Source organism: Endozoicomonas sp. SCSIO W0465 (assembly GCF_023716865.1).
GTDB lineage: Bacteria > Pseudomonadota > Gammaproteobacteria > Pseudomonadales > Endozoicomonadaceae > Endozoicomonas.
Genome location: NZ_CP092417.1, coordinates 2,611,452 through 2,623,148, shown reverse-complemented (window position 1 = coordinate 2,623,148; position 11,697 = coordinate 2,611,452). Strand labels below are relative to the sequence as shown.

General features: G+C 46.7%; 11 protein-coding genes. 5 read left to right on the top strand and 6 right to left on the bottom strand.

Annotation, left to right across the window (positions count from 1 at the left end):
- Positions 1–24: 24 nt before the first annotated feature.
- The 3 genes from MJO57_RS11350 to MJO57_RS11340 all read left to right on the top strand — a co-directional run bounded on the left by MJO57_RS11350 (position 25) and on the right by MJO57_RS11340 (position 2,478).
- Complete coding sequence (locus tag MJO57_RS11350; RefSeq protein ID WP_252025391.1) at positions 25–606, top strand: M48 family metallopeptidase; 582 nt, start codon at positions 25–27, stop codon at positions 604–606.
- 148 nt (positions 607–754) lie between these two features.
- Entirely contained in the window at positions 755–1,276 is a 522-nt protein-coding gene (locus tag MJO57_RS11345) for a hypothetical protein (protein ID WP_252025389.1), read from the top strand.
- Between the two features lie 395 nt (positions 1,277–1,671).
- Positions 1,672–2,478 carry a DUF2971 domain-containing protein gene (locus MJO57_RS11340; RefSeq protein ID WP_252025387.1) on the top strand — a complete coding sequence of 269 codons (807 nt, stop codon included), beginning with the start codon at positions 1,672–1,674 and terminating at the stop codon, positions 2,476–2,478.
- Positions 2,479–2,482: 4 nt separating this feature from the next.
- On the opposite strand, the gene MJO57_RS11335 is transcribed toward MJO57_RS11340, so the two are convergent.
- Positions 2,483–4,141: a transposase gene (locus tag MJO57_RS11335; RefSeq protein WP_252017470.1), complete on the bottom strand. Its 1,659-nt coding sequence runs from the start codon at positions 4,139–4,141 to the stop codon at positions 2,483–2,485.
- Between the two features lie 550 nt (positions 4,142–4,691).
- On the opposite strand from MJO57_RS11335, the gene MJO57_RS11330 reads away from it, so the two are divergent.
- A complete protein-coding gene (locus MJO57_RS11330; protein WP_252025385.1) occupies positions 4,692–4,865 on the top strand; it encodes a hypothetical protein in 174 nt (57 codons plus the stop codon).
- Between the two features lie 3 nt (positions 4,866–4,868).
- On the opposite strand, the gene MJO57_RS11325 is transcribed toward MJO57_RS11330, so the two are convergent.
- A complete protein-coding gene (locus MJO57_RS11325; protein ID WP_256491693.1) occupies positions 4,869–6,146 on the bottom strand; it encodes an IS4 family transposase in 1,278 nt (425 codons plus the stop codon).
- A 452-nt stretch (positions 6,147–6,598) separates the two neighbouring features.
- The gene (locus MJO57_RS11320; protein WP_252017335.1) at positions 6,599–7,639 is read right to left on the bottom strand and encodes an IS1595 family transposase; all 1,041 of its coding nucleotides are present in this window, start codon (positions 7,637–7,639) and stop codon (positions 6,599–6,601) included.
- A gap of 135 nt (positions 7,640–7,774) precedes the next feature.
- On the opposite strand from MJO57_RS11320, the gene MJO57_RS11315 reads away from it, so the two are divergent.
- The gene (locus tag MJO57_RS11315) at positions 7,775–8,722 is read left to right on the top strand and encodes an NYN domain-containing protein (RefSeq protein WP_163369599.1); all 948 of its coding nucleotides are present in this window, start codon (positions 7,775–7,777) and stop codon (positions 8,720–8,722) included.
- Positions 8,723–8,738: 16 nt separating this feature from the next.
- On the opposite strand, the gene MJO57_RS11310 is transcribed toward MJO57_RS11315, so the two are convergent.
- The 3 genes from MJO57_RS11310 to MJO57_RS11300 form a co-directional block, all read right to left on the bottom strand.
- Positions 8,739–8,972 carry a hypothetical protein gene (locus MJO57_RS11310; RefSeq protein ID WP_252025383.1) on the bottom strand — a complete coding sequence of 78 codons (234 nt, stop codon included), beginning with the start codon at positions 8,970–8,972 and terminating at the stop codon, positions 8,739–8,741.
- A gap of 97 nt (positions 8,973–9,069) precedes the next feature.
- Positions 9,070–10,929 (bottom strand): hypothetical protein, encoded by a 1,860-nt coding sequence (locus MJO57_RS11305; RefSeq protein WP_252025381.1) that lies wholly within the window; start codon positions 10,927–10,929, stop codon positions 9,070–9,072.
- The gene (locus tag MJO57_RS11300) at positions 10,926–11,696 is read right to left on the bottom strand and encodes a hypothetical protein (RefSeq protein ID WP_252025379.1); all 771 of its coding nucleotides are present in this window, start codon (positions 11,694–11,696) and stop codon (positions 10,926–10,928) included. Before MJO57_RS11300 ends, MJO57_RS11305 begins: the two co-directional genes overlap by 4 nt.
- Position 11,697 lies beyond the last annotated feature (1 nt).

Below are 11,697 nucleotides of genomic sequence, written 5' to 3'. Positions count from 1 at the left end.
CCGCTGCATATCGAACAGGAGACCTTGCGGGCCTATATCATCACCAAACTGCCCTGGATCAGAAAGCAGCAGCAGAAACTGCAAGCCCAGGTGCGCGAAGCGCCACGGGATATGGTGGGTGGTGAAAGCCATTATTTTAACGGGCAACGTTATCTATTAGAGATTGTCGAACGCGATTCGCCGCCGGTGGTGGATTTAGGCCACCATACGATCACGCTCTATGTGCGCCCCGGCACAGACCCGGATAAGCGACTGGCGATTTTGCGGGAATGGTACCGGGCAAAGCTGAAGGAGCGGCTGCCGCCGATTATTGAACACTACGAAAAACTGATGGGTGTGAAGGTTGCCGAGTTTGGTGTTAAGCAGATGAAAACCAAATGGGGTACCTGTAACCCTGCTGCGGGCCGGATTTGGGTGAATCTGGAATTGGCAAAAAAACCGGCATTGTGTCTGGAATATATTGTGGTGCATGAGATGGTGCATTTGCTGGAGCCTTCTCATAACAAGCGGTTTAAGTCTTTGATGGAACAGTATATGCCGAACTGGCGCGGTTATCGGGATGAGTTGAATAGTTTGCCGGTAAGGTATGAGGATTGGGGGTATTGATGGTACTTTTTGAGCAACAATATATTTTCATTGATAATTAAATATTTTGGCACTTGGTATTTGCACAACCAAATTATATACATCTGCTCTCAGACACTTGGATGAGTTGATCCAATGAGGGTTAGCCGCTAATAAACATCAACATCTTATGAAAAAATCAATACTTAATATATTAAAGAAAATCCATAAATGCAGGGAGCTTTCAGCTCATGAAATAGATGTATTTATTGAAAAAAGATTTAATGACCATAGAGATTATTATCCTTTGTCTTTTCTCATGAAGGATAAATACATTCAATTAAGCTTATACAGCGATGATAAGAATATTTCAGAAAATTGTGAACGAACCATTGCATACTCTCTTTATGCCATGATGCAGAATAAGCATGAGGTAATGATAGAGGGGATTAAATTCACAAACAGTACTAACCTAAAATCTGAAAAATTTCACTGCATGGTAAAAACTGACTTCTACTTCAGTGAACAAAGTGAAAAAAGAAAGGATCGAATTATTGGTATTGTCATAGCTGCGTGCATCGCCATTTTTTCATCATGTGTTACGGTTGTAGTGAAAGATCTCCATAGTCAGGAGCAGCAACTCTCAAGGCTGGAAAAGAAAGCTGAAGTGCCACAACAAAAAATACTGCACAAAGAGGCAGCAAACAGCTAATTCTGGCAAGGTCTTGTTTCTTTACAGTCATTCTTTCCAGGATAAGGGTGTGAACCGTCAGTGCACAACCACCGCATTTACAGTAACCCTCAAACCAAAGAGTTTTGTAATCTTGGGCACACTCATTGGACTCAGTCTTTTATGCGATTTCTGTTCATCGGCTCGCATTGCACTAGGGCTTTCTCCACACAACCCCTATCGGTACTGCAATTGCCTTAAGCTAGTGGTTATCATCGGTGGGCTCATTCAGCTCCATATCCAATGCTGTTTACCCACAGGGGACTTCCACGCCATTAGTTCATATCCATGCTGAGTGTACCCAAATAAATTCAAGCGATGCCTCTGGCGTCCCTGATTTAGGCATTATGTTTCAATAGAGGGTGATGTGTATATAAATGAGAATGTTATATAAATATGTTTCAAACCCTGAAAATATTCTTAAAGATGGTTTTATTCGAGCTACACAACTTTCTGCATTAAATGATCCTTTTGAGGCTGTTTACAGCTCTGAAGGCCTCAAAGAGTTAGCTTCAAATTTTGACTTTGAAACCGGTGATGAGTTCATAAAGTACATTGATGAGAATAAACATAAGGTAGGTGTAATTAGTCTTACAGAGTCAAAAGATAATTTACTAATGTGGTCTCATTATGCAAACGAACACAAAGGCGTAATACTAGGTTTTCACACATCCTGTTTTGATAAATCTCACCCTTTCGAGAATTTGTTCAAACTTAGAATGAGAAATACGAATTTCCTAGAAGGGTTTGAACTGTTTAGAGGTGACTGTTACCCCGTTATATATAGAAAACAGCCACGCTATAAAGTCGACATGTATGACTTCGATTATTCAAATATAAGTGCTGAAGGTTGTGACCGAATTTTATTTGAAATTTTTCAACAAAAAAGTGATGAGTGGATATATGAGAAAGAGCATCGAATCACACTAAGGCTCGAGCAAGCGGATAAAGTAATAGTTTATGATCTAGAAAAAATTTCCAGTAAAAAAGCTTTGAATGATATTATTAAATCTAATTTCTATGAAGTAGAAGAAATTCAAGATGAAGTGAAACATACTATTCATTTGAACAAAGTCTTGGACTCGACATCAAGAGAGTTGTATGCGTCACTTCTTGCAGAGCTTTCTGAAAATTATAGAAATCTATACCTATTCAAGCTGGCTTCTAACTCAGTATCTTCGTAATTTCTCAAAAACTGCTGGCAGCACCACACGGAAGATGACGTGAAGCCTCCTCAATCAGGTTACTCAATCTCGGAAATAACCCATCGCCCATTAGTCGGCTTTTCAGATAATCCCAAAAAGAGAGACCATACAGGCGACACGTTTTTTTCAGGCTGGCAAAGGTGTCGCGACATTGCCGCCCCAAATCGCTTCGCGTCCCACTACTGATCTTTCGTCGTTTAACATATTCTCGTATCTGACTCTCGCTCAGGTTGTTGTGCAGCGGTAAGCTCGGGTCATCCAGAACCAGTAATAGCTCTTCCTTGATTACAGCCAACCCTGACAGAGCATCCTGAAGAAGCCCACTGCACGTTTGGGTTTGGATCAGCGCCTGGAACCCCTGTCGTACTTTTATTGCCTTTTTTTCAGTTGGCTCTGTCTTGAAGTCTTTAAGGTCATCGTAAATGGCCCAGAACCATGTCCGAAGCCATTTCTGAGCCATGGCCTGCTGATCATTGACCGGATGAACTTTTGCCAGCCCTCGCTCTGCATGTATCCAGCACTGGCTGTGTTTGAAAACGTCGAACTGCCTTGCCCCATCACTGAAGGTGGTAAGATGTCCTGCTCCATGCTGTATCAGGCTGCCATAAATCATGGCTTCACTGGCCTGCTGGCGCCGTCTACCAGTTAGTCTCAGGTCTTTCATACATTCTTCCCAGGCTTCATGGCTCAGGAAGGTGACGCCTCTGTATGGATTAAGAACGCGTAGCCACTTTTTGGGGTAATCCAGTTTTTCCAGATAGATCAAGGCATCGTCGGTGAACGTGTAAGTTGACCATGGGCGGTGCAGTAGGCTTACGAAATTTTCCCGGCTTTTGCTGTCTGTGCTCTCGAACCAGGCAAAGGACTCGTTATTGATGATGGTGCAGTAACCGTTCTTCCCCTTATGCCTTGTTCCCGTGTCGTCTGTCTGGATATAACTTGAACAGCGAATACCTGTAGTCAACAGCTCATCTTTCTCAGCATGGAACTGCTCGTGTCCTTTCGTCAGAAGCTGGCTGAGTTCCCCGCTGGAAATAGAGATTCCAATGTCCCATAGCCAGTCCAGCAGTTCTGGCTGGGTAACGGAGCAACCATGATACTGGTGCAGAACGTAGGCCTGCAGCATTGGCCCGTAATGATGTCCATGAAGGCTGGCTGGCGGTTTGGCCGTAATGGTTTGTCCATCGGGTGTCACCCATTGCTCTAAAAGATATTCAATACTGGATGTTTGTATTGTCAGTTCCTGAACATGAAAAGGGGTGGTTCCATTCCTGATTGATCCCTCCGGAACATCAGTGGCAGCAATGGGTATGGATTTTTCCGCCGATGGCTTTCGGGGCTGTTTACGCTGCTTTCTGGTTTTCTCGTTGGGCTTCTTAACCTTCTGCTTTGACGAGGTGTCTGGGCTGGCTCCATCGTTACCCTCAGGAGCGGATGGATCTCCATCAGGGCTGCCGGTGTCATCATCGGGAGGTTTGGTGTTTGGTTTGATGTCAGGCTTTGCGGGCAGTTTTTTTAGACGACGAATCTCTGCTTCAAGCAATTCTATCTGCTCTTTGAGCTGAATGATCTGCTCTTGCTGCTGAGTGATGAATCTCAGTAGATCTTCAGGTTGTAACTGCTGGTGTTCTAGAAAAGCCATGGTGAGAGGATAGACGACTGACCGAAATTATCCTGCTTCCAGCACTTTTTGAGAAATTACGTATCTTCGATTATAATTGGCTATAAATCATTATTCGACTTTAACAACTTGAGCCTGGGATATTTTCGTCAAACAGGCTATTTAGATTTTTGGCGAGCTGAATTGAATGATGAGTTTTATACATTGAAGTTCTCTGAGCAAATTGGTATATAAATCGGGTAAGAGCTGGTCTTTCTCAAGCCCTTTCCACACTATCCGGCATGAGAGTTCGCAATAGGCGGTTCGCAAAAATGGTTAACTTTCACTGGGCTAAATAGGGCTGTATTTGCTTTAAATGTTGAAATGAAGAAACCGAGATTGGGAAACCGCAGTCTTGATCTGATCGTCTTACACTTCCACTTCATTCTGCGCCAGATTCGGCGCAGCTCCCATCCTTGCATCATAAGCTCATCCATCAAGATTTTATCTAATCTTCCGCTACCAATAAAAACCAAGGCTCACAAAGGATGAGCAAATTTTGAAAAGCCTGATGCGCCTGATTAAGTCTGCTTTGGAATATCGCCCCATTACAGATCTGGATGAGAGTAAAACCAGTATGCAGCTTGTCCCCAAAGGCATACGGGGTATTTATGCCCTCTATCGTAAGCAGGGGAAGCACTACAATGTAGTTTATGTAGGCATGTCCAGCGAAGGGAAGCTTCGCAAGCGCTTGTTCTTAAGGTAGACATTAAGCCCCACCCACCGCACAAAGGCCTAATCTTGTACGCCCTGAACAACCATCCCGTGCAGGGTGTTCTCGTTTCGCATTATTTCCCCAGAAGTCCAGTAGCTTTTTAATGCATGAGACCAATGACTTTCCTGCATTCATCAACGATGAAATCACATTACCAAACAGGTGAGTCCCACTTTTCATCACCTTGTGCGTCGAGATTTCCTCAATGCTCCCACTTTCACAGAGGTTCGCCTGTGCAGCATGGGCAAGGTACCTTTTCAACGTCACAACCACAAAGGACATCAGAATCAGGCTAAACACCAGTGTCGCTGATTTGGTGTTAAAACGATGCCACCCTGAATAGGATTTGATCTCTTTGAAAATCAGCTCTATCTGCCACCGTAGACGATAGGCCTGGAGCACATCACTCAAGGTGAACTCCACCCGGTTCAGGTTGGTCACAACGAAAACCCACTTCTGTTTTTTGTCATTCCAGCGGACAACCAAGCGGAATGGCCAGGCTTTGAATCCCGGCCATTCTACATCCAGGTCGAGGCACTGGTCTTTGGGGAAGCCAGACAGTACATCCTTCAGTTTTTGTCCTTTGTAGCGATTGAGATTCTTGCCATCCTCCCGTACCGCGCTGAGTATCGTCGGGTTGATACTCTGAGGTGCCTTGCAGATAAAAGAACCCTCCCTGTCATCAATAGCGGCAAAGAGTTCCAGCTCAAAATAACCGGCATCCATTAGCATCAGGATATAGGCCATGGATGTTGGCAGTGGTGGCAGACAGTCTCTTTCTGAACGGGTATCTTCAGTCAGCTGCACCCGCACCAGGTTGTTGGTGAGAAGATCCATTGTCGTATGAAGCTCGACGGCAGCAGGACTGACCGTTGAGAACCTGCCGGGAAATGCTTCTTTCAGGGCATCATAGACAGCTTGTGACGAACCGTCCTGAATCAGAATGTGCTCAAACTCTGAAAATGGACTGTCTTCATCAAACGCCATGACTTTGCGGGAAAATATTTCCAGACACTGCACCCATAGCCACAGGATAAGAGTAGGCAGCGCGTCCTTTTTAGCTTGATTTGCCCAAGAACGATAAGAGACATTCAGCCCCGTCAACTCGTTAAATTTACGGTGTAGATCCGCCTGGGTATCGCAGTTTCCATCACCAGCGAGGGCATCGATCAGTGAGAGGATAAAATCCAAAGGACGGATATCTCGCTGTCGTATAGTAAAACCAAGCTGTTCCGCCATACTTAGGAGTTCTGACCGGTCGAAACAGGTCAACAGTTTTTTTCAACTAATCTACTATTTGCAGTACTCATCTTGTTCAGCCATTGATAATGGTTTCGAAGCTTTATTGTGGCTGTTCAAGGTGGGTTCTGCCGCCGGAAACGAACCTTTTTTGAGCTTAATGTCTACCCTAAGAGCGCTTGTTCAGCCACAAGCGGAACCGAGATGGCGAGTGGACGCACTTCTCATACTTTGAGGTGTGGGACAATATCTCCGATCAGGAGATAAAAGAACTGGAAGGACTTTTCCGGCAGATTTACCGGTTTGATGAGAGGGCAAACCGCCTGAATATTCAGCAGACATTTAAGCCGCTGAACCGAATTCTGCGAAGTACTGAAAACGTGTTCGGTTTGACCAGGATCAAAAAAAGCTAACCGACAGTAGCCTGCTCCCCCTTGATTTCGATGTACTTACCCCTACCTTATACTTATAACGGTAACCTTTGGCTAAGTTACCGTTAATGGTTGGAAGCACCAATGTTCAGTAATTCTGCTGATCAACCGGCCAACAGTTAATTTTTTTGCTGCCGTCAGTTCTCGCCTCCAGGCCAGATAATGGGGAAGGTAACGAGTTGCAACCCCTTGGAATACGCCGCCAATCCAGCGTTTTAAATGACTGTGATAAGAATTTACAGTCTGGATGTGGTAGATGCCTTCAACAACATGTTGACCTGCTGATGTCACCAGCTCCTTGAAGACAAATCCAAGCTTGTCAGCAAGTTTTTCGTGAGCGAGGTGTGCATCCGCACAGACCGTGGCCTGTATCGATATGCGGCCATTTAAATGCCTGCACAATTCATTAGCACTTTCGTTTTCTAATACACCGTCAACGGTATTTCGATTACGGTCCCGAGCCACCATTACCGGGACTTTTCGGGCTTTGTTGGGATCATTACCCCGCTTTCGGGTTGGCCGTGGAAGGCCTTCTCTTTGCCCTTTGAAGGATTCACGGAAAAATGTTTCATCAAGCTCAGTAATGCCACAAAGCTCTTCTGCTTGATCATTATTAATCACTTCAAGAAAGCGGTGACGCCAGCGGAACGCAGTTTTCAAGTCAATGGCATTCTCAGCAGCAGCTGGTCGCAAGACCATAGAGTGAGTCATACCTGCGAGGTACTTGTTCCATTTTTCAGGGTGCCTGAGCCTTGCCAAAGGCGTTCCACTAAAGGCGTTAAACGTTGAGTCGCAAGTCTTGCAGTGGTAGCGCTGTCGGCCATTTCGTATGCCCCAGCGACCAACGCTATGGCTTTTGCATTTGGGGCACCTGGGGTTTTCGGCAAATTGGGCAAGTATGCTCTTTTCTACGTCAGGTGTTGCATTATCGTTATTGGGTATAGATTCACTGTAAACAGGTTCAGAGTCAGTGGTTTCTACTACCTCGGTAACCTCTATTTGAGTACTAAGGAGCGAGTTGTTAAGAATGTCTCGCTGTTCACTGGTTAATGTTGAAATGGAATCAATAAAATTCTGGAAGAGTTCAGATTGCATATCACTCCCCTACAACGTAGATTTTATGGGAGTTTAGCTGATTCAACCATTAACGGTAACTTAGCCGTAACCTTTGGCGTCATTCATGCCCGGCAGCGCAGACAGTGACCGTCAATCGACTTTAAGGAAGAGTAAGTGATCAACCAAAAAAATTTTGCGGTTCTGATTGATGGAGAAAATTGCAGCCCTAAACAGTTTTCCGGGATTTTGAAGGAAGTACAAAGGCTGGGAAGTATTGCGGTAAAGCGAGTCTATGCAGACTGGACGAACCCTGCACGATCTTCATGGAAGGAGATTTTACACCTTAACGGGGCAAGACCAATTCAACAGTTTGACTATGGTAAGGATGCTGCAGACCATGCGTTGATCATGGATGCGGTGGAAATTCTAACCAAAACACCTGAAATTAACGCCGTCTGTATTGCTTCGTCTGACAATGGCTTTCAGTTTCTGGCTCAGCGAATCAGAGAAATGGGCAAGTATGTTCTGGGTGTTGGGCGCAGAGAGCCACCCGCTAAAAACTTAATTGCTGCATGCCACAGCTATGTTTATTACGATAATCTTCCAGACGCAAATAATGAAAATGATTTTGAGACCACAAAATCTGATATGCCGCTGGAAGAACTTCTCGTCAAGGCATACAACAGCTTCTCATCCAACGATGAACAAATTTACCTTGGTGATTTAGGTAAATCATTAAAAGACTTTGACCCTGCCTTCGATCCCAGGAGTTATGGCTTTGCCAGTTTAAAGAAACTGGTTAAAAATCATCCTGAGATTATATCCATTACTGAAGAAACTAGTGACAGGTGCTTTATCACGCTTGCTCAAAAGGCAGAGATAGTCACTGAAAATACATTAAATGGAACCATGAAAAGGTGGTGTGGAAACTTCGGTTTTATTGAAGGTGATGATGGGCATGATTATTATTTCTGCAAAACCAATGTAACTAAGGAGCAAAGAGACGACCGCTTCAAAGTAGGGCAAAGGTTTACCTTTACGGTCAGCAAGAAGCCCGATCCAGAGGCAGAAGATAATGCTACAAGAAATGGAAAAGTTGCCCTGGTTATGGCTGTTTCTTGATTAGAATTGTCTTGTCTTAAACTTCCACATCGTACTGCGCCAGATTCGGCGCAGCTCCTTTTACTTCCCCACTCTGAATAAACACCTTCTCTCCAACGCTCACAGACTCCCCCATAACCGTAATAACCGAACCATTCCGAAGCTTTGCCTGACTGGTGCCGTTGCCATTATTGCCAGTAATGGTAGCAACGATCCGTACGTCATCAGGAAGCAGAGCCCTAAACTGTTGCCAGATATTCGTGGTGGCCATTGTTAATTATCCCTGTGCTAGTCTTTTGAATGTGACTGTTGTTCATCCATATCCAGCAGGCGCAAAGCCCCGGAGAAACTCCCTCCGGGCATTTATTCTAATAGTGGCGCTCTAAGTCAACCGATTGAATAACGGTTCCCACGCCACTTGCACTGATACTGGTCGCCAGACAAAGGGCTTGCCAGTCTCCCGTTATATCCTGAACCTCGACTAGCATACCCGGCTCAATTAACCCGGGTGCTGTGTTGGTGTCGGTCAATGGCAGCTCGATGGTGGTAATGCTCTGATTGCCACCCTTAGCCAGCTCATTCCGGCCTCGCTCAGTATTGACCTGCGTTTCCGTGAGCCAGTCTTCCAGAATATCGGGAGCCGGGTTATCGCCATTGGAGCCGGTTCGTTTGACGTTGACCGCCACGCCAGCATTAGTCCCGGAAACATAGACTGCATTATAAGCCTGCTCCGGTCGCCAGTTGGCGCTCAAACTAATAACCATACTGGCCGGAATGATCTTATCCATCGTGGCCGTATTCCAGTGCCAAGGGCTGGCCGGGTATCGGGGTTGAATGCTCACCTGGTCATTATCACGGCTCGGGATAATCACTGATCCGGCTGTGGTTGCGACCTTGGCCACTACCTGCATAGCGGTCTGGTTCTGATAGCTGAATGAGCCTCCGGGCATAATCCAATCCGGTGTGCTGTAGTCATTCAGGTCAGGATAGGTGGCTGTAAACCCGGTATTGGCCAGTTCTTCGATGATAGCCTGTTTGGCGTTGAGGTTAGCGCTGTTGCTCTTGCTTCGTTGTGGCGCATAAGGCGCTGCGAGCAGTTGGGTTCGGCTGCTGCCATAGAGGGTGTAACGCTCATCCCCGAAGCGTCTATCCGTACTGTAACGCTCGATAATGAAGATCCACTTCCAGCCATTGATATCCACCTCGATCTGCTTCGGACCGTTCTCGTCCGGTTCCACCAGTGCGATATTGGAAGCGCCCCACAGCTGCCCGGTAAAGCTCCATGAGAAGCTATCAATATCCAAGCTAATCTCCATTGAGGGCAGTTCCAGTGGTGTCCGGGCAGGCAATACCACGGCAGTGATGATGTTCATAAGCAGATAACTCTCCCTGATCTCTGGCTGTTCCGGCTCCGGCTTTTCAATGACCTCCGGGTCTATCTCGCCGCCATAGTTGCCGGTTACCGTTTCATCCCTGGCTTTCTGACCGAAGCCCCACGGCAGGATGACCGGCTGATCTTCGGCTCGGTTGCTCTGGAAGGTAAAGCGTCGTTTGCTATCCACAGGGACAGCGATGACTTCTTTTTCAAAGGCACCAATCTGGAAAAATACCGAGCCGTTTGTCTGTGGCTGGTATTCCCTATCTCGGAAGGTAAAGTTCAGAGGCTGCTGCGGATGGATGTAAGCAGGGCTTTGCCACTTTCTGGAACCGTACAGATCAACTGACTGCATCCCCTCGGATACACTGCTATCCCGCTCCGGCGGAAGGTTCCACGGTGAGGATTGCCCCTGATCCTGCGACTTAATGCTTTTATCCCATGCACTCTTCTTACCGCTATCTTTCCGCTCGGACTGCTGCCAACGGTCACTGGCTGTCGACTCTTTCTTCTGGCTCTGGCCATGACTAAAACTGACTTTAACTTCCTTTTTAGCCACAGCACCCCAAAACAGGCCAAACGGTGTGGCTTCCAGAGGCTTTGCCTGCTGACTACTTTGCCGCCGGGTAGTACTAACAGGCCGACTGGTGGAATAGCCCGCAGAAAAGCCCTGCTGCCGACTGAGTGCCCCTTGCCATTGGCTTTTATAAGGGCGAATCACACCGGGAGGCGGTGCAAAATAAACCAACGGTCTCCCGTCAAAGGAAAAGTAAGCAATAGCCGACGATGACACGGTATAGGGAGCGCCAGTCAGCCGAAAGTCTAAATCCCCCGTTGGAACCTCATAACTCATGATAAAGGCTCTGCTTTGATCGGACCGTGAGACAGAGGCCGATAAAATGGAATCGCCCGGAGGGTAATGCCGCCTTCGATGGTGCGGGTATGATTGGTGCCGGTATCAATCCACCAGGTCGGTTCGGTGGCTGGCAAGGTGCCGCCTGCCTCCACCCGGTAAACATGGCCATTGGGAACAGTAGGATGAATGATTTCACCTTGGACGACTGAAGCGGTGGCGGTAAAAGGCACACCGTATTCATCAACCGCCAGCACAAAGGTATCGCCGCCATCGGTCAGCACTTCCAGTGTATAGCTGCCATTTTCAGCGTCACTGGTGGTATTGCCGGTCACCGCCCATGAACCATCGGGCTTGTGTTCAATGGCCACCAGCTGCCTTGCTGCGGGTTCGGCCTGATTGTCCAGCACCCGCTCTACCTTGCCGCTGATGGTAGCCGGGTCGCCGGTTGGCGCACCGCCGCCTCCGCTGGTGCTGATGGCTATCTCGTAAATGATCACGTTATCTACCGTAATCAGATCGCTCATATATGGACGACCATCTTTGTATATTAGAAAGCAGAACGATTTAGTGCCAAAGGAATCCGGGAGATATTGAAAATGCACCACGCCGTTTTGGATGATGGAACCAATGACGTAACGGGTAGCTCCATTCATAAACAACTCTGCACTGCCGTTGTAGGGTAAACCATCCACTGAAATATTGGCCTTGATCTGATGCTGATAAGTGATTTCCTTTGGATAGAACTCGTAAGGGATTTGAAGCATT

Bases quoted from the DNA above. Each gene is read 5' to 3' on its own strand.
- MJO57_RS11345 (WP_252025389.1), top strand. From the start codon at position 755: ATGAAAAAATCAATACTTAATATATTAAAGAAAATCCATAAATGCAGG.
- MJO57_RS11340 (WP_252025387.1), top strand. From the start codon at position 1,672: ATGAGAATGTTATATAAATATGTTTCAAACCCTGAAAATATTCTTAAA.
- MJO57_RS11335 (WP_252017470.1), bottom strand. From the start codon at position 4,141: ATGGCTTTTCTAGAACACCAGCAGTTACAACCTGAAGATCTACTGAGA.
- MJO57_RS11320 (WP_252017335.1), bottom strand. From the start codon at position 7,639: ATGCAATCTGAACTCTTCCAGAATTTTATTGATTCCATTTCAACATTA.
- MJO57_RS11310 (WP_252025383.1), bottom strand. From the start codon at position 8,972: ATGGCCACCACGAATATCTGGCAACAGTTTAGGGCTCTGCTTCCTGAT.
- MJO57_RS11305 (WP_252025381.1), bottom strand. From the start codon at position 10,929: ATGAGTTATGAGGTTCCAACGGGGGATTTAGACTTTCGGCTGACTGGC.
- MJO57_RS11300 (WP_252025379.1), bottom strand. From the start codon at position 11,696: ATGCTTCAAATCCCTTACGAGTTCTATCCAAAGGAAATCACTTATCAG.